The following is a 22,584-nucleotide window of genomic DNA, read 5'->3' on the forward strand; positions in this document are numbered from 1 at the left end:
GTCTGTGTTAGTTTTTGTAATTGTATTTGTATTCTTTCAATACTTTTCCATTGACATCAATCATTTTTTCCAAACGGTTAGCAGTGTCATACTTGTAAAACTCTTTGATTCCAGACGGTGGTGTGATGCTTCTTACCCCAATTAGTGGATCGTAAGTATAGGTACTGATCTGGTAACCTGATAAAGCTGGATTATTTCTGAAGGCATCTAATGCAGATAAGAGCAATGTTTCATCATTATTTGGTGCTGCCTGGGCATCCGTATCGGAAGCAGTAACAATACCTGAGATCAAGTTTTCTACCTGACTGTAAGTTGCTCCTACTATTTTTGCAATAGGCTGGGTTTTGTTGTAACCCCAAATAATGGTTGTTGAAATGCCATCTTTAGTGGTATATTGCTGTATATTTCCTTTAGAATCATAGCTGTCATAAGTAACTTGAGTAGCTATATTAGTAATGGCTTGGAGATCAAATGTTTTTTGAGCTAATGGTAACATTAAATTCCCAGCCTGTGTTGTAGGTATTGAAGTAGGATAAATAGTCTCAGTTTTACCAATAGTTTTATTATTCTCTTTCGTTTCTGTAATTACAGAAATTCCAGTCATATTTCTAGATTCCATTAAGCTGTTATTGACATCTTGAGCATACGAGTAATTTTGGGATATTTCAGTATTATCAGATGTTATATTATTTTCTTTAGTACGGTTTAAATGCTTAACGCTATCATAAAAATATTCAGTAGTACTTTTTACCTGAACATTATTTAGGAAATCAGTAACTACTTTCTTTTTAATTGCTGACGAATTCATATATTTTTTATACCCCTGTACCCAAACCCCAGAAAGATGGTTAAAAGTGACATAGTTGTTATTATCCTTTATATTGTTAGGATTATAATCAATATTATCATTATAAACATATTCTGTTTTTCTTAAAGGATTTAAAGAGCTCTCAGGATATATCGTTTCGGTTTTCAATTGACCTCTTAAAATGCTTCGATCAATTCCATATAAATTCCTGAAATTTTTATACAAATTTTCAGGTGATACCTGATTGATTGTATTGTATTTTTTTAAATTACCAGCATCAGGATTTAAGCTATCTGGGTAATCTTCATAATTGGTAAAGTTATACTCTGTATAGCCCTTGCCCGCATTTATTTCAAAAACTCTTTGATAGCCTACATTATAACTATCTAAACTGTTTTGTTGTACATTGGAACTAGATCGGATATATAATTTTTCAGTATAAGTTGGGCTTGTGAACTCCATATAGTAAATATATCTTGGCCAGTTTGTTAATATTCCTGAAGAAGCATTTCCATTTAATGCAGTAGTATACCTGTACTCTTTATTGTTGACTATCCCTCCATTTTCAGAATAATCATATTGCCTATGAATTCTTGCCCCACCGCTAACCCCTGCATTACTAGTTAATGCGGGTAAAAAAGCACTTGCTGAGTTTCTTTCTATTCTTTTCCCATAATAGTTGGGTTCATATTCAAATACAGAATAGCCCTTTGTGGGATATGTAATTTTACTTAATAATGCTACATTATATTTCTGAATATTAGTATCTCTATATGTATTGTTCAATGTGTAATCTCCTGTGATGGCATTATATGTATCAAAAGGTGACAAATTCATATTGTTGTCATTCCCATTCCAATATCCCCAGTGGTCTAGTCCTTTTGTAACATATTTTGGCAGGTTGTCAGTGTTATAATATTCAAAACTATATACCATACTACTTGTTGGCTCTGTAATGGTTTTTAAGAAAGGTCTTTTATTTACTCCCCCAAAATTATCATAAGCAAATACATTATTCTTGATCAAGCGGCTATTATCAAAAAGCTGGATATTATCAACTACATATTCGTTAAAATAAAGTGTATTGGAGGGTCCGTCATAATGTTCAATTGGGTAACCAATATCCTTATAATTGATTTTTATCTGGTGACTTCCGTATGTTATGCTTTCAAGCAATGAACGTTTTGTTAAAGCAAAGCTTTCTGTATAAGACTCCATACTGCTATTGTTAGAACCACAACCTGCAATTCCGCCAGGGCAGTTTTTCCATTCGAGACTTCGTGCTCCATCCTGAAAATAGCCTTCGAAGTTTAATACTTTGGAATTAGCCAAAACATTGGAATCATCTGTTGTTAAACTACAAAAATCATTAACTAATGTGTCCTGGACATAACCAAAGGTAATCGTTTGTCCATTAACAAGTTCCACTTTAGAGAGACTAAAGGAACTTATATAAGGAAACCCAAGATACCAGTTTTCTTTATCCATCCCTGGATGGGACAATGAGTAACTAATCTCGTATTTCGAAAAGTCACCACCGAAATAATACTTGTTTCCCTGCCCATCTGTAATAGTAATAGTTTGGTTCGGTGGTTTACAAAACTCTTTACCTCCGTAGGAAACAAATCCTGTCAAATCTACTTTAATATTGGGATCATTGGATTCAACCAATACATTTCCATCATTTCCCACTATAAATTTTCCACTTAAGCCCAATGCATTAAAATTGAAAATATCAGGCTCACCCTCGTAACCATTTTGAGAGGTTCCTAGTCTCCAATCTAATCCATTAAGTCCACCGGCTCCACTGTCAAGGTTGTAAACTTGTGTATTGCTGTAAGGATTTAGACGGACTCCAGTTAAAAAACCATGTAAATCAGCACCAGTATCGAAAGGTCCCGTGTTTAACGAGGTAGGATTTCCCTGATATTCGTCGGGGAATCTGTTTAATGTCCGGGTAATTCTTCCTCCGGCAAGCAATGACCAGCCCATTCCTGCATAATCAGATTTCTTGTGAGGTAAAAAACCTGATGAGTCGTAAGAAACAAAAACATCTATATTTTTCCCTCCATTTGTAGGAATAGAATAGAGAGGAATCTTTAAATCTAAAGTTCCTGTGTGTAAATTAATCGGGACATTACCATATTTCTCAAATGCATAGGATTGAGGAGATTTTATCTGTACCTTGTCCAAGGCTTGCTGTGAGAAAGCTATTGAAAATTGAAGTAATGTTAATGATATGTATATTTTTCTCATACTATTTCTTTATTAATTTGGCATTGGCCGTTTTATTGTTATCCGTTTTTATTGTCACCAGATAAGCCCCCTGAATTAAATTCTGAGTATTAATCTTCGTCACCTTATTCTTAGTTTTTAAGGATTGAAGCTGTCTTCCTCCCATATCATACAGCATAATATCCGCTTCTTTGAACTCATAGCCTATTTCCACATAAGCATAATCTGATACTGGATTAGGATAAATCTTGATATCCTGCTTTTCTATGAGCTGATCAAGCTGCTTATCTCCCAGCTTTACAATCTTCCAGTTCTCTTTTCCAAGTTCCTCTGCACTGGTTCCAGCCAGAATAATGGAGCCATCCCTGTTCAGCTTAATATCTGAAAGTCTCTCCTCTCTTTGCCTCTTGTCTCCCTTCACGTATTTTCTCCACTGTTCATTGCCATCCTGATCCAGATACAACATCCAGAAGGTTTCATCATCTGCCTCAATTCTTCCCTCTGCCTGAGTGTAACCTCCAAGTAAAATTCCTTTGGTCAGATCTTGGTTCCTGGCTCCCCGATCCTGACTCTGAATAGCACTTGTTCCCATCAGAATATCACGGTTTCCGAAATTGTAGGATTTCTGCCAGATTTCTTCACCTCTTTCGTTTAAAGAGATTAGCCACAGATCGGTTCCTTCTTGTATTCCAACCGTTTTGTTTCCTGATCTCTCGGATCTGGATTCGCCACCAATGACGTATCCATTTGAAGTTAAAGCAAGAGTTCTCAAATGATCATCTCCTTTTCCTCCATAGTTCTTTTCCCATTCTGCTTTTCCAGTTTTGTCAAGCTTGATCACCCAATAATCTCCTTCGCCAAAATTTTCGGTCTTCTTAGAACCCCCTAAGTTGCTTCTGGAATAGATTCCCAACAAAGCTCCACCGTCTTTGGTAGGAATCATTTTCTCCACTTCATCCAGTCCTTTTCCGCCTAAAATTGACTGAGAAAGTTCTTTCCCGTTCTTATCGAGTTTTACAACCCAAACGTCTTTGGAGCCATAGCCTTTAGTAGTACCCTGAGCCTGTCGAAGGGTGACATTCCCGGCTACAAAAAAGCCAAGATCTGTGGTCTGAATAACTGATCTTGCTTCTTCATCGGATGCTGATCCTAAAGTTTTCTGCCAGAGTTCGTCTCCGAATTCATTGAGGCGTATGAGCCAAATGTCGGAGCCGCCTTTTGAGTCTTCTTTTTTATCCAGACCTTTTCCTGAATAAGAAGTACCTGAAATCAAAAACCCACCATCTTGTGTAGAAACAGTTGCGGAAAGATAGTCGTGGTTATTTCCTGAAATGTATTTCTCCCAAACCTCTTCGCCTTGTTGGCTTAATTTGACTAAATGGAAATCGTAGCCGTTATTCTGCTTACTGCCTTCAGCCTGAAGCATACTGCTTTGAATACTGCTTCCCGTGATCAGATACTGTTGATCTATGGTTGTGGTAACCTGGCTTAGAAAATCCTGCGTCGAGGATTTGATGTCTTTTTGCCATAATACTTCCTGGGCCGACAACCCAAAGAGAGTGCATAGAACGCATGCACCGGAGTAGAGTTTCTTCATCTGTTCGTATATCGAGTTTTACGGTTAGTTTGATTGAGGCTGCGAATTTAACATTTTTCAACGGCCTTTCAAATCTCGTTACGGAGATTTAATGTGAATTTTATCATTTGTATAATGCAAAAATATTACGGGAAAGCGACAGAATGTGACGTATTAAAATCATAGAGATGATATTTTAGAGTGATTATTGAAAAGCTTTTATTTAACAACAATTAATACAATGTAAATCAATTAATTAAACAAAAACATCCAATTACTTGGCAAAACATAATACTATCTTTTACATTGGTATGATTTTTAGTGCTACATTTGTATAAATTTTCACTAATGAAAACAAACCAACAAACTATAAATCAAGCGAATCATAAAATAAACTGGTTCCAGAAGTTTCTGATGGTATGCTCCGGAGGAAACATTCATATTTTAAAAAAGACTCCGAGTGAATGGAATAAATTTTCAGGCATCGGAGGGATCGTATTATTCACTGCGGTTTTTGCTACCCTATCTGCAGGCTATGCCATGTATACTGTATTTGATAATGTATGGACTTCAGTGGGTTTCGGAATCCTGTGGGGACTTATGATTTTCAACCTGGACCGTTATATTGTTTCATCAATCAAAAAAACAGGAACATGGTGGAATCAGATTTTAATGGCTATTCCCCGTCTTGTTTTAGCAACATTTCTAGGAATTATTATTTCTAAACCTCTGGAGCTTAAAATTTTTGAAAAAGAGGTCAACAAGCAGCTCAATACCATCATTCAAAGAAATAAAAAACAGCTTGAGGGCGAAATGAGCGGCAGAATCCTGAAACAGAGCGGCCCTTTTGAAACTGAAAAAAAACAGATTGCAGAAAAAACCGTACAGTATCAGAAAGCTTATGATTCAGCGGCTGTAGAGCTTGAAAAAGAAATTCTTGGAAAACAGTCCGGACTTACAAGTGGAAAAGAGGGTTATGGCCCCAACGCAAAGCGTAAACAGGAACTGAAAGAACAACGTCGTCTGGATCTGGAGAATTTTCAGAAGCAAAACGCACCCAGAGTGGAATACTTAGACAAAGAGATTTCTAAAGTTTATACCAACCTGGAAACAGAAAGAAAATCTTCTGAAACTTTTGAGGATAAATTCAATGGTTTTGCAGCAAGACTCCAGGCTTTGGATGAATTGGGCAAAAACTCAGCAATTATAGGTCTGGCAGCAGCTTTTATCATGGGACTTTTTATCTGTCTTGAGATCTCTCCGGTACTGGTAAAACTGATTTCTCATGTCGGACCTTATGATTATCTGTTAGAAAAAACAGAAAATGATTTCAGGCTTTATTCTAAAGAAAAGATTGAGAAGGGAAATGCACTGACTGATTTCAGAATTGATGATTTTAAGGATAATTTAAAAAAATAGCGTATTTTTCACGCATGATTATTGATAAAGAAGAGATCAAAAAGAAAAAGAAAAAGCTGGATAGCTGTAAAGCATTCCTGAAAAAAGAATTCATCGGAATTGATAAGATCATTGATGATTTAATGGAATACATCCAGATCTGGTATCTGATGCCTGAAATCTTAACCCGTCCCGTAGTGATCAATCTGTGGGGAATGACGGGTGTAGGAAAGACGGACCTTGTGCGAAAGACAGTCCGGTTCCTTGAGTTTCAAAACCGTTTTGTAGAAATAGAGCTCAGCAACAGTGATGAGACTTCATGGAGCAAAAGCGTATCCGATATTTTACAGAGCAACCGCCTCAGTGATGAAAAACCCAGCATTGTTCTTTTTGATGAGATCCAGCGTTTTAATACGATCGATCCCGACGGCACTCCGGTACCACAGACAAAGTTTACCGATTTCTGGGAACTTTTAAGTGACGGAAAATTAAGCAAAAGAGAACGGGATGATCTTGAACATTATCTGTTCTCCTACCTTTTGCGTAAAAAAGAAAATGAACGGCGAAAAATGAACGGCGAAACGGAAATGGATGAAAATCCTTATTTGAACCTCTGGGACGCCAAGGAACTGAAAAAGTACCTCAGCATGGAAGATGATGTGATGAGCATTATCGATATGAAAGAGGAAGATATGATTAAGCTGATTCTGAAGAAGCAGAAAGAGAAAAAGATCTATGAGCCGGTGGATTACAGTAAAATGCTGATCATCATCAGCGGTAACCTGGATGAAGCTTTTCAGATGTCCCGTGAAACCAGCGAAGCGGATATAGATGCAAATATATATCATGCATTCACAAAGAAAATAACTGTTGTTGATATAAAGAATGCCCTGTCGAGGAAATTCCGCCCGGAGCAGGTGGCCAGGTTTGGAAATATACATCTGATTTATTTTTCATTAAAGACAGAAGATTTTGAACAACTTATCCAGAGGGAAATAAATAATCTTAAAAGCAAGACTAAATCAAAATTTGGCATCAGCTTAAAAATCAGCAGAAGCATCAATGAGCTGATCTATAGAAACGGCGTTTTCCCTGTGCAGGGAGTACGTCCGGTATTCAGCAGTGTAGTCGATATTCTGGATACAAACCTCAGCAAATTTCTATTTGAAGCCATCATTAATGATGACAAAACTATTGAGATTGATTATCTGACGAAGCAGAAAACAATCACAGGTAAAATAGGAAAACGTACTATTGAAATTCCTTATACCGGAAGAATCGACAGTATACGCCAATCCAGCCAGCAGGATGCAGTAGCCAACATCAGTGTTCATGAATGCGGCCATGCCGTTTCTTATATGCTCTATACAGGCTTTGCTCCATTGCAGCTGAAAAGCAAAGTAGCCAGCAGTTATGCTGCAGGATTTACCTTTCCACACCAGATCCATGATACGAAGGAAAGTATTCTCGGCAGAATTAAAATCTATCTGGCCGGTGGCATTGCCGAAGAAATTGTCTTTGGAGAAAATAATGCAAGTATAGGAAGAAGCCATGACAGGGAACAGGCTACCGTACTGGCCACCGATTATATCAGAAAATACGGATTTGATGAAGAATATCAGGCAACATACAGTCTGGAGGATTATCCACATCGTATGCAGCATGATATTACGGATAAAAAAATTGAAAGGCTGATGCAGGATCTCGCTGCAAAAACGAGGGAAGATTTGCTCCTTCATTTGGATCTTCTGAAAGATATGAGCATTGAACTCAGCAAAAAAGGGAGTATGCTGCCTAAAGAAATCTACCTGACCGCAAAAAAACATAAACTTGAGGTAAGCATCAAAGAAGAAGGACATCTGCATATTGCAGCATATCATAAGATGCTAGGCCAGTAGAGAAAAAATCCAGAATAATATAAATTAAAATTAATAACATCTTACCTTTCAGTCAATTCTGAGAGGTTTTTTCTATATATGATTATTTTATCCGAATATTTTATAATTTTACTCTACTAAACTAATCATCATGAAAAACTCAATTTTAGCATTCACGCTTTTCATAAGCGTTGCATTCATTTCTACTTTAAAGGCACAGTATGAACCTTTCCTTGGACAGATCGTTTTTGTACCCTACAACAGGGCACCAAACGGATGGGCAGACTGCAATGGACAACTTCTGCCTATAGCTCAAAACCAGGCTCTTTTTTCCTTATTGGGAACCACTTATGGAGGAAACGGAACCACTAATTTTGCGCTGCCTGATATGAGAGGAAGAGTTTTAGTTTCCCAAGGACAGGGACCAGGCATTTCGCAGAATTATTTAATAGGGGAAATTGGTGGCAGTGAAACTGTTACACTGACACAGCAACAGATGCCTATTCATAGTCATACCGTAAATGCTGTAACCGCAGAAGGTAATCAGAATACCCCTACAGGGAATCTTCCTGCAGATACTAAACTTTTAGACAAGGAATATTCTGACAGCAATGCAAATACAACAATGAAGGCTACCATGGTGAATCCAGCCGGGGGATCTCAACCTCATGAAAACAGACCTCCCTTTGTTACGATGAGATGCATCATAGCTTTACAGGGTATTTATCCATCTTTTAATTAATAAGTTATGAGAATTTTATACTTATTAGCTATAGCTCTTGGAAGTACGATGGCTGCACAGACCATTACTTTCAATGGATGTCATAATCTATTTGACAACCAGAATTTTATATTCACGAAAACCGGAACTGATGCATTCAACAAAAACATTTACATTACAACACCAGTTGACGGTCAGCCATGCGGAGGGCTGGGAACTTGCGAATTTAAGATTCAATGGAATAATACCCTTACCAGATGGGAGTTTTTGGCTGATGAAGGAAACGGAACCTTTACCACTCCTTCGCTGATTTATTATAATTCAACAGGAAGCAGCAGCAGCATAAGACCGCCAAGCAACACGTTTGGAACATGGGTGGAAAATTCTGCTGTAACGGCTGGACAATGCGGAGGCAACCTTACTGCCGCCAATTCCACAATGACAGGGGATGTACAGAGTTCGCCACTGGGAACATCGGACGTCATAAAATCTAAAATTCAGATTTTCCCGAACCCAGTCTCAGATATTATACGTATTTCGGGAATAGACTCCGGACAGACGACACAAATTTATAATTTGGATGGACAGCTGGTAAGATCTGAGCCATTTGATCAAAAAATTGATGTTTCTGAACTTGCTGCAGGGGTATATGTTTTAAAAATTATTACTAGAAATTCTGAATTTCATGAATTTAAATTCGTGAAAAAATAGAAATTATAATGTCTTATAGCATTACTTGATTATTGATATAGCCTTCGGAATCTCTCTGCGGGCTATTTTTTAGGAATATTTTTTGCAGGATGTATTCCATGCCTTCGAGTGTGGTCAACAGTTATATTTATTTTCCTGAGACTGAGACATTAAGAATTGTGTATCAGTCCGGAGCTGTTTATGATTATCTTAAGGTTCCGTTATCCATCTCTGAAAAATTCAGGGAAGCCCAATCGAAGGGAAGATTCCTGAACAATGTGATCAAGCGAAGGTTTAAATATATTAAGATCAGCTGATCCAATCATAATAAAAAATGCCTCCATTACCGGAGGCATTATATTTTATATTTTGTATGATCAAATTTTATTTAATGATCAGTTTAGAAGTCTTGCTATCTTTCCCGTTGGAAATCTGAACCATATAAACCCCTTTTTCAAGCTGTTGGTTGATTTTGTAGATGCCGTTTCCTTCGTCAGAGACAGATGGGCTTGCCACCAATCTTCCTGACATATCAGAAATAGAAACTTTTAAATTCTTACCATTTTTAGCTTTGATAAATACTTTATCACCCGTTGCAACCGGATTAGGATAGATCACAAGATCATTATTGTCTGCTTTAACTTCACTTGTAGCAAGATTAGTTACCAACATTACAGAATAATCTTCTGCCTGACCATACCCAAGCTGGCCACACGGCGTAAATGTACTTTCAGCATCTGCCATAACTCTCATTCTTAATGGAGTGTTTAATGTCGCAGTAGCCGGAGGCGTAAATGTACCTGTAAATGTACCATTATCATCAGCACCAATTGCCACATCATCTCCAGAAGCCACAAGTTCATTGGCTTCAAAAGTACCATTATTATTATAGTCTATCCACACACGTACCGACTGGGGGTTTCCAAAAATTCCAACACTGACAGTCTGCTGTTGATTAACAACCAATGGTGTGTATATATTCATGGAGCATGCCTTTGTAGTATAATCTATATAATACAATGCATGTGCCTGCCAATATCCGGGAGATGCATTATCTATTTGTCCTAACTTAACAGAAACAGGACCTGCTAAATAATCCCCTGGATTTGCTATACCTGCCGGTGTACAAGCTGCAACGGGAACAACCGACGGCGCAGGAGTAGAAGGCAGAGCTGTACCCGCTTTTGAAGTTGTCAGACTACTTCTGAATAACATAAAAGAAGCATTAATCCTATCCCCTTGCCCTGCTGTAAATTTCTGAGCAACAGAATTGGAATAATTCATCATATTATACTGTACACCTTGATAGTTTGAACCGGTACATGAATTAATTGCTGAATTAGAAGGAACAGGCCATGCAGAATAACCACTTCCTGATCTTTCGGTATCACAAACCTGATCATCATCCTCATCACAAACTCCGGTAGTAGGTGGACAATAATCCGAGTCTGCAGGAACAGCATCATATCTACCACCTTCGAAAGTGTGGTACAATCCCATTGCATGTCCAAATTCATGAGCAAATGTTGTATCGTGAGGGTTAGTTACAACCCCGGTTTTCATAAATGATTCGTAATTAGCATCAAGATTATTCGGGAATGCAGCAAATCCCATCAAGCCTGCGTTAGGAGTTGCGCTTCCATCAAATGTGGTAATTAAATAAATATTAAAATAAGAAGCTTCAGGCCAGTGCGGAGCCAAACCTTTAATGGCAGCTCTAGAAGCACCATTCGCTGTTTGAGAAGCCATTCCGGATGTATTATATCCACTTAAGGTACTTCCATTATACCTCACAATACCATTAGTCGCATTACAGTTCGGATCTCTTTTAGCCAATACCAATCTGATAGGGAACACTGCTGATGTTCCAAAATCTGCCGGTACTCCATTAGCGGGCCAGGCATAAGTTCCTGCATACATCTGGTTAGCTTTATCCAGCCATTGCTGAATCTGAGTGTCCGTTCTAGTGTACGTTGGATTATTACCTTCAATCACATGAACTACAACAGGTATTTCATAGGCACCATTCACCATTCCTTTAGCAGCTGATAAAGGATTTGCCTTTCTTTTGGCTTCGATATTTTTGATAACTTTATCAAAAATCTGTCTTACCCCGGGAATCGTTCTCTCCTGCAGTTGTAATTCCTGATCAAAACCACAGATTCTCTGCACTTGTTGCTGTTGTTGTGCAGTTAATGAAAGTGAGAATAGCATTGCTCCATAAAGGAAAGTTTTCTTCATAACTTCAAATATTTTAATTTTAATTTTATCAATCTCTTTATTGTAATAAAAAGATTAGCCCAAATGTTTTCTATTAGTAGCAATAAAAAACATTTGTTACAGAAATTATTTATTTTTCTCAAATTTGCAAGAAAAAAAAAATAATCTATATTATTTCACCTTTTTTATTATGATAAAACAATATAATCTTTGTTATCAACCTACTCATAATAATATTTAAAAGCCTAAACAATTCCACACTTCGCCATAAAATAAAAATGCCATACAGTCTGTATGGCATTTTATATAGATTAAATAATTCTAAAAAGAATAATTAGGAGCCTCCTGGGTGATAATCACATCATGTGGGTGAGATTCCTTCAAACCGCTTCCTGTGATCATAACCATTTTGGTGTCTTTCTGTAAAGCTTCGATATCCTTAGCTCCGCAGTATCCCATACCGGCTCTCAAGCCTCCGGTAAGCTGGAAAATCACATCTTCCAGTTTACCTTTGTGTGGTACTCTTCCTTCAATTCCTTCCGGAACAAACTTTTTAGCTTCACTCTGGAAATATCTTTCTTTTCCTCCTCTCTTCATGGCAGAAAGACTTCCCATTCCCTGGTAAGATTTGAATTTTCTTCCCTGGAAAATAATTTCTTCTCCCGGAGCTTCATCAGTTCCTGCTAAAAGAGATCCCAGCATCACAGCTCCTGCTCCACTTGCAATCGCCTTTACAATATCCCCGGAAAGTTTGATCCCTCCGTCAGCAATTACTGTTACGTTTTTGGATGCTGCATATTCGTATACGTTGTAGATAGCAGATAACTGGGGAACCCCTACTCCGGCTACAACTCTTGTGGTACAGATGGAACCGGGCCCTACTCCTACCTTAAGAATGTTAGCTCCAGCTTCAATAAGATCTTTTGCCGCTTCCGCAGTTACGATATTTCCTCCTACGATATCTAAATCCGGATATGCTTTTCTGATTTCTGATATTTTATCCAAAACACCTTTGGAGTGTCCGTGGGCAGAGTCAATAGCTACGATATCCACACCGGCCTTTACCAATGCTGCAATTCTGTCCATTGTATCTTCTCCAACACCAACACCTGCTCCTACAATAAGACGCCCTTTGTGGTCTTTATTGGAATTCGGATATTCCAGCTGGTTGTCAATATCTTTAATGGTAATTAATCCTACCAGCTTATTGTCTTTATCTACAATCGGAAGCTTCTCTACTCTGCTCTTAAGAAGAATTTCTTTAGCCTGCTCAAGATTGGTATTTTTATCAGAAGTGATCAGATTTTCTTTGGTCATGATCTCTTCAACCTTCATGTCAAGGTTTTCCTGATATTTAACATCTCTGTTGGTAATGATTCCGATCAGTACATTATCTGCATCTACTACAGGAAGGCCGGAAATTTTATATTTGGCCATAGTTTCCTTAGCTTCAGCCAGTGTATGATCTTTTGAAAGGGTAACAGGATCAGAAATCATTCCGTTTTCTGAACGTTTTACACGGTTTACCTGTGCAGCCTGCTCAGCAATCGTCATGTTTTTGTGGATAAAACCCAAACCTCCTACTCTTGCCAAAGCAATAGCCAGATCTCCTTCGGTAACTGTGTCCATCGCAGCAGAAACTATCGGAACATTCAGCGTGATTTTGTCGGTAAGTCTTGATTTTAGGGATACCTGGTTAGGTAAAACTTCTGAATAAGAAGGGACTAGAAGAACGTCATCGAAAGTGATGGCTGTCTCTACAATTTTGTTATGAATAGACATCTTTACTTTCTTTGCAAAATTAGGCTATTTTAACGAGATATGAAAATCCTTTTCAATAGTTTAAATAAAATTTAATAATCAATAACTTAAATGAAAAAACCGCTCTTTTTAAGAACGGCCTTTCCTGTACAAAATAATTAGTATAGTATGAAACTACTTGTTTTTATCTTTAATGATGCATACTGATGAGTAGGGGGTTACTTATCTGTAGCGGCATTAATTACTTTTGAAATGTCGTCTGCTGTAAAGCTTCCCTTCACATCCACGAAAACCAGTTCTTTATCTGAATTGACAGTAATCATCATGTTTTTAATGGTTTCCCCATTCTGTTTTACCCTTACATTGACATTTTCACCGTTATGCTTTATGGTTGCCCATTCTTCAAAGTTATTGTCATTCAGATACCTGGAATATTCATTCAGCATTTCTTTACTCCCGTTATCTACGGTCATTACTTTTATTTTTGAGACCTTTTTAACCAGAGCAATGACTTCTTCACTTTCACCATCTTCTCTCAAAGCTTTTTTAATAAAAGGTTTTGCCATAAATACCGGTACGTTGAAACTCGCAAATTTTGCTCCTTTAAAATCATACCCGGACTGCTTAAAGAAATCCATATTGGGTCTTCCTGAAACAATACAGGACTGAAGTATAAGCAATGTAAAGATTCCTAAAAAAATGTTTTTTAAAGTTTTCATGGTTATCATTTTTTTAATCGATAGGCTTCAGATTACCTCCGGTCATTTTACTGATATTGGATTCTATTTCAGGTCTCCCTCTATATTTAACCATTCCTCCTGAAGAAGCTTTTACTTTCAGTTTTGTGGAAACATTTACCGAAAGGTTTGCCCCGGACGTAGCTTCCACTTCAAGGTTATCAAGTCTCAGATCGTCAGCTTTACAAAGGGCACCGCTGCTGATATCTATTATTCCGGAATCCGCTTTTCCTTCAAAGGCTGTATTGGAGCCGCTGGATGCTTTTATCATGATATTTCCTGCTGTAATTCCTGCTCTTATCACTGCTCCTGATGAAGTTCCAACATCCAGTGTGTTGGAGATTTTAAAGTCACCTTTCACATTAGCTCCGGATGATGCATCAATAACCAGGTTATTTTCTTTTATGGCGTTCACTACATTAAAGTTAGCTCCTGAAGAAGCTTTAATATTGTCCATTCTTGGAGAGGAAATGTTAACGCTTAGGTTTTTAAACTTTAAATTCTTTGTTTTCTTATTGTCTACGTAGACTTTCAAAACTCCATTTTCCACTTTTGTAATGATATATTGAAGTTTATCGGAATCAGCGATTACCTTTACATTGGTAGGACTTTCCTGTTTGAAAACCACATTCACTCCGTCACTTACCTGAATTCCTGAGAACTCGCCTACATTTCTTGCTTCCCCGTTAAGATAAGAGGAATTGTTTTCAGAGGTAAGGCTGGTCCTCGTATTGGTCCTGGTATTGGTTTGGGTTTCACTGGAATTAATAATCTTATTCACATCATCCATAGAAAGTTTTCCATCCAGCATAACCAGGATATTTTCTCCTTTTCCTCCATCAATGCTAAGCAGGAGATCATTCAGCATTCCGTCTTTTGCATCAGAAGAAAGAAATTTTATCTTTGATCCGGAATTATTGACAGACATGATCTCATTGTAATTAAGGTTTTTTAAATACACGGAAACATCTTTGCTGAGCCTGGAAAGATTATCCTGAACTTTGCGCCCTTCCGTTGTATTAATATTTTCCGGATTTTCTGTAATAAGGATTTTCAATCCGTTAATTTTCGAAAGCAGAGGTTTGATCTGATCCAGCTGGGAATCATCAATATTAAGGCTGCTCAGCATACTGAACATTGGCTTTGCAATTTTAATAGAGGTTACTCCTTCTACCTCCTGATACCTGTCAAAAAGCATGTCGAACTTATCCCGTTGCCCATACACCGTAAAGAAGTGGGAAAAAGCGAGTGCGAATACTATAAATATTTTTTTCATGAGTCAATTTTTATTTTCTTAAGCTGATTATTGTTGCCTGATCAGGAGCATAATCTATTGTTGTTGTTAATAATCGTCGTCTACTACTGTAGGCTGTGCTAACTTTTCACTAACGTTATTGGCAAATATCTGGAATGAATATTTAGTTACATTAATAGCTTCATCTACATTATCAATCCTTTTACCGTTGACTATGACATAAGAATCCTTATATCCGGTAGAATCTTTTAAAGCTTTATTATTTTTGAATGAAGAGTTACTAACAAACTTCGGTTTTGTTTCTTTTTTCAGTCTTCCTCTTTTTGGCAATATCTCATCCAGCACATCCTTTTCCGCTACTGAATTCTCCTGGAAAATAGAATCTTTTCTGGCCCCGGAAATAGAATCGGTATGGTTAACCGCTACCTGCTCCTGATGGTCATTATTTTCTTCAATAAACTCAGATTTCTGTTTCAAAACCTCATCTTTCACCAGCTTTTCTCTTTCTATAACCCCTGTACGGTAATCATTAAAGAAAAAACCAATACTGAAAAGAAGCACTAATCCGGCTGCCATCCAGAACCATTTCGGAAAAGAAGGCTTATTCTTTTGGAGCGGAATGACAGATGCTTCGTTGGTTTCAGAGTCATCAGCTCCACCTTCTGCTTTCTGAAGAAAATCTTCAAAACTCCAGTCCATTTTCTCTTCCTTTATTTCACGGAAGATCTCATCGTATTTATTCTGAAATTGATCTTTGTTCATAGCTCATCAGTTGTGATATTTGTTCTTTTACTTTTTGTCTCGCCCGCATCAGGTTTACTCTTACTGCGTTTTCTTCCATTTCCAGCATTTCGGAAATTTCCGAGACCTCATATTCTTCTACATCTTTCAGATGGATCACCATTTTCTGTTTTTCCGGGAGCTGGTTGATAAACCCTATAATATGCTCCTTCAGATTATTGATGTCCATGCTGTACAATTCTGAGCGGTGAAGCTGCAAATCTGCAAATCCCAACTTCACATCATGGTGCTTCAGCCGATTCAGACACTCATTCCGGACAGATTTCAAAGCATAGGACTTTAAATTTCCAAACTTCTCCAGTTCCTCTTTCTTCTGCCAGAATTTTATCATCAGATCCTGCACCACATCTTCTGCCTCATCACTGCTCATAACGAATCTTTTCGCAAAACGATACATCTCGTCTTTGAGAATAAACACCGTATTCTTGAAAGTTTCTTGGGTCATGAGTTTTGTTTCTATTAGTAAGACAATTAAAATCTTTATTTTATTACACTAGATTATAAAAAAAGTGATGTTTTTTCTAATTCTGTGTCTTCTGTATACTCATAAAACCCATTTACAAAGGAGTTTATATGATTTTTATAAAATTACATTTTTTTTCTTTTTTTCTGAAAGATAATTTAAAACCTATAGCTTTTCTGCTGCTTTTCAACAAAGTAAATTTAGAATTCTCAAATAGATCAAACCTTTGAGATCAACTGAAAGGACATTTTTGCTGTCCCGCGGATTTCACAGATGGCACATATTTTTTAGATTCCATGGAGCTAAGACATAAATAGTAAAGCATAACCATCTGTGTAAAAATAAACAAGTTCTCACATCATGAGTATCTGATAACATAAAAGCCTCCGACGTGGAGGCTTTCAATATTAATATGTATTAAAAATATGTTTCAGTATAGCTTTATCTTCATCTGTTAAAGCAACTTTTCTTCTTGCCATTGCTCTTTCTGCTACTTCGTAGGCTTTATCCAGCTTGAATCGTTCATCATCTTTACTTCCGCCCCATGAGAAATTCTCCACAAGGTTTGGCGGAAAACCTGGCTTAAATATATTAGAAGCGACCCCTATTACTGTTCCGGTATTCAATTGGGTATTGATTGCTGTTTTAGAGTGATCTCCCATGATCAGTCCGGCAAACTGAAGCCCTGTGTCTTCAAAAGCTTTCGTTCTGTAGCTCCACAGTTTGACCTGGCTGTAGTTGTTCTTAAGGTTGGAAGAATTCGTATCCGCTCCGAAATTACACCATTCGCCGATCACAGAATTTCCTACAAAACCTTCGTGCCCTTTACTTGAGTACCCGAATATGATGATATTATTCACCTCTCCGCCCACTTTACAATGCGGGCCAACAGTCGTAGCTCCATAAATTTTTGATCCCAGGTTAAATTTAGAATCTTCTCCCAGTGAAATCGGTCCACGGAGATTACAGCCTTCCATCACCTCAGCATTTTTCCCGATATAGATTTTTCCTGTTTTGGTATTGATTGTAGAAAATTCTATCTGAGCTCCTTCTTCAATGAAAAGGTCTTTTTTATCACCTAAAAATCCGTTGGTAGATGAAAGTTCCTGTGAAGTTCTTCCTTCAGTCAGCAAATTGAAATCAAAATCTATAGCAAGGTGATTATAGGTAAATAAGTCTGCAGGTTTTTTAAAGAAGGTTAATTTCTCCTTTACATCTGTCATCTTTTCGATCTGGTTCAGGGAAAAACCTTTCATATTAATTCTCGCTGCAATCAGCTCATCTTCATAAACAAGAGCTTCCCCCTGTTTAAGTTCCTTGATTTGCCGGATTACCGTTTCGGTCGGCAGAAAATTAGTAACCAGGAAAAGACTTTCTTTTTCTTCGGGGGTTTTAAATTTATCCTGAAGATAATTTTCAGTAAAATAAGAAACCTCGGTATTTCTTAAGACCTTCTGCCATCGTTCGGAAAAGGTAAGGATTCCGCATCGCATGGCGGCAACAGGACGGGTAAAAGTTAACGGAAGAAAATCTTCCCAATACTGGGCATCTGAAAATACTAATTGCATTGTGATATAGAAGTTAGAGATTAGAAGTTAGAAGTTAGAGACCCAACGTTGAGTTATGATTTGTTACAAATTTGGGCATCTAATTCTATTCAGAACAAAAATACAAAAATAGCTGGAAATAGAAATTAGATGTTAGATGTTAGAAATTAGAAGTTAGTAGTAAATATTCCAACTACTTGTATAACAAAAAAGTCTCCCAATAGATTGGAAGACTTTAGTATGTGTGGTAACAGAAAATTACTTAGCGAATTTTTTGTATTTGTTCATAAATTTATCAACTCTACCTGCAGTGTCAACTAGTTTCACTTTACCAGTGTAGAAAGGGTGAGAAGTTGAAGAGATTTCCATTTTGATCAACGGATATTCTTGTCCTTCATATTCGATACTGTCTTTTGTTTCTGCAGTAGATTTGCAAAGAAACACCTCGTCGTTACTCATATCTTTGAAAACAACAAGTCTATAATTTTCTGGGTGGATTCCTTTTTTCATAATACAATTTTTAAAAAATTAAAGTTTGCTTCCGAAATAGTAATGGTATTTCTCTGCTAATTTTAGGTTGCAAAAGTACAACATTTTTTCAAATATACAAATACTCAATTCAATATTTTTTATTGATAAGAAATTCAAAGTATTTTCGTTAAATTTGGAATCTATTAAACTTTAATTTCGATGAAATTCAAACTATTACTGGCTTTTTGTTTCTGGATGCTTCTTGTGGCAGTATCATGTAATAAAGACGATATTACTTTTGACGCTCCATCACAGCAGTTACGTTTTTCAAAAGATACCGTATTCTGTGATACCGTTTATCATCAGGTGCGTTCTGAAACTTATTTTGTAAAAGTATATAATAATGAAGACAAGGATGTTTTAATTCCGAGAATCAACCTTGAAAAAGGGAGTGCATCATTATACAGGATCAATGTAGACGGAAAACCTGGCTATGATTTCAAGGATGTACCGCTGAGGAAGAAAGACAGTATGTATATTTTTGTGGAAATAGTACCTGAAGCTACCGGACCTGAGGCTATAGCTGAAGACAAGATCCTTTTTAGCAGCGGTGCAGGACAGCAGCATGTGACTTTATTTTCTGTTGTTCAGGATGCAGAATTCTTCATCCAGTCTCCTACCAACCCCAATTTGATCACCACCCACACCGTGTGGAACAAAAACAAGGCTAAGATCATCTATGGTGACCTTACGGTGAATCCAAATATAACACTGGATATCCAGGCGGGAACTAAAGTGTATTTCCATACCAACAGTGGTATGAAAGTGTCAACGGGCGCTACATTAAATATTAACGGAGCTTTGAACGATGAAGTCATTCTCCGCGGAGACCGAAATGACCTGGATCACGATACACTTCCTAAAAACTGGAACTCTATCCGGATGGAACCCAATTCTATCCTCAATATGAATTTTGCAAGACTTTTCGGAGGAACAAGAGGTCTGGATATGAAACAGAATACAGCAAATATCAGAAACTCGTTCATCCATACTTTCTTTGAATATGGTATTTATGCCGTGGGCTCAACGGTTACTGCCAATAATTTAGTGATGAACAATTGTGGTGAATCATGTATCGGGATTTTCAGAGGCGGAAATCACAGCTACACTCATGCTACAATTGCAAATTATTCTAAAACAATGGGATCTTACACCAGAAACGGAATTACGGCAGCCAATGAGTGGAAAAATGCAGCAGGAACTACAGAACAGGGGGCGCTTCAACGCCTTGATATAAAAAACAGCATCGTCTTTTCAGACAGAGACAACTCTGTGAATTTTGAACAGACGCCGGGACAGCAGTTTGAATTCCTTATCCAAAACTCACTGATAAAGTATTCCGGCACATCAGAAGCCGGATTCAATTTCGACAATAATGTGAATGTGATACAGAGTATTAAGAACGAAGATCCACAGTTCCTTAATTATTTTGCAGCGAAGATGAACCTGAGGGTAAAAACAACATCGCCGGCAAGAGGAAAAGGAAACGTCACTGTAGCTGCAACGGTACCTTTTGACATTGTGAATGTATCAAGAACAACCAACCCTACTCTCGGAGCATATCAATAATGGAAATCACAAAGCTGCAGGAACAGGTTGATGAGTGGATCAAAACCATAGGAGTCCGTTATTTTAATGAACTGACGAACATGGCCATGCTGACCGAAGAAGTAGGCGAAGTAGCCCGTATCATCGCCAGAAGATATGGTGAACAGAGCGAAAAAGAAAGCGATAAAAGCAAAGACCTTGGTGAAGAGCTGGCAGATGTATTATTTGTCACCTTATGTTTAGCCAATCAGACCGGAGTGAATTTACAGGAAGCTTTCGACAAAAAAATGAAGATTAAAACTGACCGTGATAAAGAGCGGCATCAGAATAACGAGAAGTTGAAATAATAAACAGATATCAGATGCGGGATGTCAGATATCAGACTTTAAAACAATCTGATATCTGGCGTCTGTTGTCTAAATATCTTCAAATTGCAGAAATAATGAAGTTAGAAAAATCAAAATTAGCATCAGATAAAACAGTTCAGATCAGCGGTTCGAAAAGTATTTCGAATCGTTTGTTGATTTTGGAAAGTTTATTTAAAAATATACAGATCGGGAATCTGTCCAATTCCCAGGACACACAGCTGCTGAAAAAAGCACTGTCTGAAAACACAGAAACTGTAGACATCCACCACGCAGGAACAGCTATGCGCTTCCTTACTTCCTACTATTCCATCTTTGAAGGGAAAACCACTGTTCTTACAGGATCCAAAAGGATGAAGGAAAGACCTATTAAAAACCTTGTCAACGCTTTAAAAGATCTGGGTGTTGAGATTGAATATCTGGAAAACGAAGGCTTCCCGCCTTTAAAGATCACAGGAAAAAAGATCACTCAAAAGCAGGTCAATGTCCCGGCTAATATATCCAGCCAGTTCATCACCTCCCTCCTTCTGATTGCCGGAAAGCTGGAAAACGGACTGGAGATTAACCTGGTTGGTGAAGTTACCTCAAGATCCTATATAGAAATGACGCTGGATATCCTGACAAGATTCGGGATAAAGAACAGTTTTGAAGGAAACACAGTCAAAGTGGAACCGTTTGATGTAAATGGTAAATTATCTGCAACAAGTTATGAAGTGGAAAGCGACTGGAGTTCGGCTTCGTACTTCTACTCGATCTGTGCACTGGGAAGGGAAACCATCCACCTGAAAAGCTTTTACAAAGAATCTACCCAGGGAGATTCTGCCATTGCCAAGATCTATAAAGACTTTTTCGGTATTCATACGATTTTCACTGAAGACGAACATAAAATTACCCTTCAGCCGGAACCTGATTTTGTTTTCCCGGAAAAAATTGTCCTGGATATGAATAACTGCCCGGATATTGCACAAACACTTTGCGTAACAGCCGCAGCCTTAAAAATTCCTTTTGAAATTTCCGGACTGGGAACACTAAGGGTAAAAGAAACCGACAGACTGCAGGCCTTATATAATGAACTGAAAAAACTGGGTACTGAGACAGAGATTACAGACCTTACCATTAAATCCGTAAGCTTCGGGGAACCCGAAGAGCACATTTCTATCGGGACTTACCAGGATCACAGGATGGCGATGAGCTTTGCCTCGTTCTGCCTTATTAAAGAACTTACTATTGAGGAAGAAGACGTGGTGGAAAAATCTTATCCTATGTTCTGGAAAGATTTAAGCGATATTATGGTTTGATGAAAGTGCGAAATTGAATATCATGAAAAAGTATATCGTATTATTTTCTCTGATACCTCTGTTTTCCTGGGCTCAATATCTGCTGCCCAATGAAGAAACAGTTTTCTCATTTAAAACAAATAATGGGAAGATCATGGCTTTGGTTAAAGATAAAAAGAATGAATATATCCAATATAGATTCGGGAGCAAGGATCATGTAGATATGGAATTTCCAAAGACCAGGACAAAAGAAAGCTGGGAGCAATTTACTTACAGCTCTTATTTTAGAGGCGGCGGAAAACAGAATGCAGGTATGGAAGTAGACAATCTTTCTTTTACGAGTAATGGTTATAAGTACCTGTTGTACAGAACTTATTTTGCCGAAAGCAGGAACTTTACCTCCGGAATCATCATTACAGACAGCAAAGGAAAAAAGACCCGTATTTCAGGGAATTACAAAACCGTTGAAGGCTGTATCTGCAACCTGGACGAGACAGGAATGATTCAGAAAGAAGATACGGGTCTGGAATTTTAACGGAATATTTATCTTTTGCCGGGAAAAAAAGCTATCCCAAAGAATTGACCATCCGTTTAAGACTTTGCCTAAATGAGCAATTTCAGGATTGGGGAAAATAGATTTAAAATTCCCGGTTCAAATAAAGATTTCATTTACTAGCTTTTCCATAGATTGGAAGATCCACTACTCTTATACTTTAACACAACTTAATTATCTCTTAAGGTTGAATTAACTTCTCTTGGTAAGATATATCCCTA

General features: G+C 37.6%; 19 protein-coding genes. 9 read left to right on the forward strand and 10 right to left on the reverse strand.

What is annotated here, in order from left to right; all coding sequences use genetic code 11:
- Positions 1-7: 7 nt before the first annotated feature.
- Together AC4IFE_RS09745 and AC4IFE_RS09750 are read right to left on the reverse strand one after the other, a co-directional pair.
- On the reverse strand, positions 8-3,064 hold the full coding sequence (locus AC4IFE_RS09745; protein WP_490756676.1) for an RHS repeat domain-containing protein: 3,057 nt from the start codon (positions 3,062-3,064) through the stop codon (positions 8-10).
- Between the two features lies 1 nt (position 3,065).
- Entirely contained in the window at positions 3,066-4,640 is a 1,575-nt protein-coding gene (locus AC4IFE_RS09750; protein ID WP_490756678.1) for a T9SS type A sorting domain-containing protein, read from the reverse strand.
- Between the two features lie 327 nt (positions 4,641-4,967).
- Between AC4IFE_RS09750 and AC4IFE_RS09755 the strand changes: the two genes are divergently transcribed.
- The 5 genes from AC4IFE_RS09755 (at position 4,968) to AC4IFE_RS09775 (ending at position 9,622) form a co-directional block, all read left to right on the forward strand.
- The gene (locus AC4IFE_RS09755; protein ID WP_490756679.1) at positions 4,968-6,038 is read left to right on the forward strand and encodes a DUF4407 domain-containing protein; all 1,071 of its coding nucleotides are present in this window, start codon (positions 4,968-4,970) and stop codon (positions 6,036-6,038) included.
- Positions 6,039-6,052: 14 nt separating this feature from the next.
- Positions 6,053-7,915, forward strand: a complete 1,863-nt coding sequence (locus tag AC4IFE_RS09760) for an AAA family ATPase (RefSeq protein ID WP_490756681.1) — start codon at positions 6,053-6,055, stop codon at positions 7,913-7,915.
- 130 nt (positions 7,916-8,045) lie between these two features.
- Positions 8,046-8,636: a phage tail protein gene (locus AC4IFE_RS09765; RefSeq protein ID WP_490756683.1), complete on the forward strand. Its 591-nt coding sequence runs from the start codon at positions 8,046-8,048 to the stop codon at positions 8,634-8,636.
- Positions 8,637-8,642: 6 nt separating this feature from the next.
- Positions 8,643-9,326, forward strand: coding sequence for a T9SS type A sorting domain-containing protein (locus AC4IFE_RS09770; protein ID WP_490756684.1), 684 nt, complete (start codon positions 8,643-8,645; stop codon positions 9,324-9,326).
- A gap of 89 nt (positions 9,327-9,415) precedes the next feature.
- Positions 9,416-9,622, forward strand: a complete 207-nt coding sequence (locus AC4IFE_RS09775) for a KTSC domain-containing protein (RefSeq protein ID WP_490756686.1) — start codon at positions 9,416-9,418, stop codon at positions 9,620-9,622.
- A 67-nt stretch (positions 9,623-9,689) separates the two neighbouring features.
- On the opposite strand, the gene AC4IFE_RS09780 is transcribed toward AC4IFE_RS09775, so the two are convergent.
- The 8 genes from AC4IFE_RS09780 to AC4IFE_RS09815 form a co-directional block, all read right to left on the reverse strand.
- Positions 9,690-11,546 carry a zinc-dependent metalloprotease gene (locus AC4IFE_RS09780; RefSeq protein WP_490756688.1) on the reverse strand — a complete coding sequence of 619 codons (1,857 nt, stop codon included), beginning with the start codon at positions 11,544-11,546 and terminating at the stop codon, positions 9,690-9,692.
- Positions 11,547-11,846: 300 nt separating this feature from the next.
- Complete coding sequence (guaB, locus tag AC4IFE_RS09785; RefSeq protein ID WP_490756690.1) at positions 11,847-13,307, reverse strand: IMP dehydrogenase; 1,461 nt, start codon at positions 13,305-13,307, stop codon at positions 11,847-11,849.
- 197 nt (positions 13,308-13,504) lie between these two features.
- Positions 13,505-14,005 (reverse strand): DUF4252 domain-containing protein, encoded by a 501-nt coding sequence (locus tag AC4IFE_RS09790; protein WP_490756691.1) that lies wholly within the window; start codon positions 14,003-14,005, stop codon positions 13,505-13,507.
- 13 nt (positions 14,006-14,018) lie between these two features.
- Positions 14,019-15,299 carry a DUF4252 domain-containing protein gene (locus AC4IFE_RS09795; RefSeq protein WP_490756692.1) on the reverse strand — a complete coding sequence of 427 codons (1,281 nt, stop codon included), beginning with the start codon at positions 15,297-15,299 and terminating at the stop codon, positions 14,019-14,021.
- A 66-nt stretch (positions 15,300-15,365) separates the two neighbouring features.
- Positions 15,366-16,040: a hypothetical protein gene (locus tag AC4IFE_RS09800; RefSeq protein WP_490756694.1), complete on the reverse strand. Its 675-nt coding sequence runs from the start codon at positions 16,038-16,040 to the stop codon at positions 15,366-15,368.
- The gene (locus tag AC4IFE_RS09805) at positions 16,015-16,524 is read right to left on the reverse strand and encodes an RNA polymerase sigma factor (protein ID WP_111960876.1); all 510 of its coding nucleotides are present in this window, start codon (positions 16,522-16,524) and stop codon (positions 16,015-16,017) included. The genes AC4IFE_RS09800 and AC4IFE_RS09805 overlap by 26 nt, the downstream gene beginning before the upstream one ends.
- 425 nt (positions 16,525-16,949) lie before the next feature.
- On the reverse strand, positions 16,950-18,110 hold the full coding sequence (locus AC4IFE_RS09810) for a GlmU family protein (RefSeq protein WP_490756695.1): 1,161 nt from the start codon (positions 18,108-18,110) through the stop codon (positions 16,950-16,952).
- A gap of 237 nt (positions 18,111-18,347) precedes the next feature.
- The gene (locus tag AC4IFE_RS09815) at positions 18,348-18,599 is read right to left on the reverse strand and encodes a type B 50S ribosomal protein L31 (RefSeq protein ID WP_111960878.1); all 252 of its coding nucleotides are present in this window, start codon (positions 18,597-18,599) and stop codon (positions 18,348-18,350) included.
- Positions 18,600-18,779: 180 nt separating this feature from the next.
- On the opposite strand from AC4IFE_RS09815, the gene AC4IFE_RS09820 reads away from it, so the two are divergent.
- The 4 genes from AC4IFE_RS09820 (at position 18,780) to AC4IFE_RS09835 (ending at position 22,345) form a co-directional block, all read left to right on the forward strand.
- Positions 18,780-20,189, forward strand: coding sequence for a hypothetical protein (locus AC4IFE_RS09820; protein WP_490756696.1), 1,410 nt, complete (start codon positions 18,780-18,782; stop codon positions 20,187-20,189).
- Positions 20,189-20,515, forward strand: a complete 327-nt coding sequence (locus AC4IFE_RS09825) for a nucleotide pyrophosphohydrolase (RefSeq protein WP_116014798.1) — start codon at positions 20,189-20,191, stop codon at positions 20,513-20,515. Before AC4IFE_RS09820 ends, AC4IFE_RS09825 begins: the two co-directional genes overlap by 1 nt.
- A gap of 95 nt (positions 20,516-20,610) precedes the next feature.
- Positions 20,611-21,831 (forward strand): 3-phosphoshikimate 1-carboxyvinyltransferase, encoded by a 1,221-nt coding sequence (locus AC4IFE_RS09830; protein WP_490756699.1) that lies wholly within the window; start codon positions 20,611-20,613, stop codon positions 21,829-21,831.
- A gap of 22 nt (positions 21,832-21,853) precedes the next feature.
- Positions 21,854-22,345 carry a hypothetical protein gene (locus AC4IFE_RS09835; RefSeq protein ID WP_490756701.1) on the forward strand — a complete coding sequence of 164 codons (492 nt, stop codon included), beginning with the start codon at positions 21,854-21,856 and terminating at the stop codon, positions 22,343-22,345.
- Positions 22,346-22,584 lie beyond the last annotated feature (239 nt).

This window comes from Chryseobacterium sp. UF-81 (genome assembly GCF_058245105.1).

Coding starts and splice junctions, on each gene's coding strand:
- AC4IFE_RS09765 (WP_490756683.1), top strand. CDS start 8,046: ATGAAAAACTCAATTTTAGCATTCACGCTTTTCATAAGCGTTGCATTC.
- AC4IFE_RS09805 (WP_111960876.1), bottom strand. CDS start 16,524: ATGACCCAAGAAACTTTCAAGAATACGGTGTTTATTCTCAAAGACGAG.
- AC4IFE_RS09755 (WP_490756679.1), top strand. CDS start 4,968: ATGAAAACAAACCAACAAACTATAAATCAAGCGAATCATAAAATAAAC.
- AC4IFE_RS09775 (WP_490756686.1), top strand. CDS start 9,416: ATGTATTCCATGCCTTCGAGTGTGGTCAACAGTTATATTTATTTTCCT.
- AC4IFE_RS09790 (WP_490756691.1), bottom strand. CDS start 14,005: ATGAAAACTTTAAAAAACATTTTTTTAGGAATCTTTACATTGCTTATA.
- guaB (WP_490756690.1), bottom strand. CDS start 13,307: ATGTCTATTCATAACAAAATTGTAGAGACAGCCATCACTTTCGATGAC.
- AC4IFE_RS09770 (WP_490756684.1), top strand. CDS start 8,643: ATGAGAATTTTATACTTATTAGCTATAGCTCTTGGAAGTACGATGGCT.
- AC4IFE_RS09820 (WP_490756696.1), top strand. CDS start 18,780: ATGAAATTCAAACTATTACTGGCTTTTTGTTTCTGGATGCTTCTTGTG.
- AC4IFE_RS09825 (WP_116014798.1), top strand. CDS start 20,189: ATGGAAATCACAAAGCTGCAGGAACAGGTTGATGAGTGGATCAAAACC.
- AC4IFE_RS09800 (WP_490756694.1), bottom strand. CDS start 16,040: ATGAACAAAGATCAATTTCAGAATAAATACGATGAGATCTTCCGTGAA.
- AC4IFE_RS09745 (WP_490756676.1), bottom strand. CDS start 3,064: ATGAGAAAAATATACATATCATTAACATTACTTCAATTTTCAATAGCT.
- AC4IFE_RS09815 (WP_111960878.1), bottom strand. CDS start 18,599: ATGAAAAAAGGAATCCACCCAGAAAATTATAGACTTGTTGTTTTCAAA.
- AC4IFE_RS09780 (WP_490756688.1), bottom strand. CDS start 11,546: ATGAAGAAAACTTTCCTTTATGGAGCAATGCTATTCTCACTTTCATTA.
- AC4IFE_RS09830 (WP_490756699.1), top strand. CDS start 20,611: ATGAAGTTAGAAAAATCAAAATTAGCATCAGATAAAACAGTTCAGATC.
- AC4IFE_RS09835 (WP_490756701.1), top strand. CDS start 21,854: ATGAAAAAGTATATCGTATTATTTTCTCTGATACCTCTGTTTTCCTGG.
- AC4IFE_RS09795 (WP_490756692.1), bottom strand. CDS start 15,299: ATGAAAAAAATATTTATAGTATTCGCACTCGCTTTTTCCCACTTCTTT.
- AC4IFE_RS09750 (WP_490756678.1), bottom strand. CDS start 4,640: ATGAAGAAACTCTACTCCGGTGCATGCGTTCTATGCACTCTCTTTGGG.
- AC4IFE_RS09810 (WP_490756695.1), bottom strand. CDS start 18,110: ATGCAATTAGTATTTTCAGATGCCCAGTATTGGGAAGATTTTCTTCCG.
- AC4IFE_RS09760 (WP_490756681.1), top strand. CDS start 6,053: ATGATTATTGATAAAGAAGAGATCAAAAAGAAAAAGAAAAAGCTGGAT.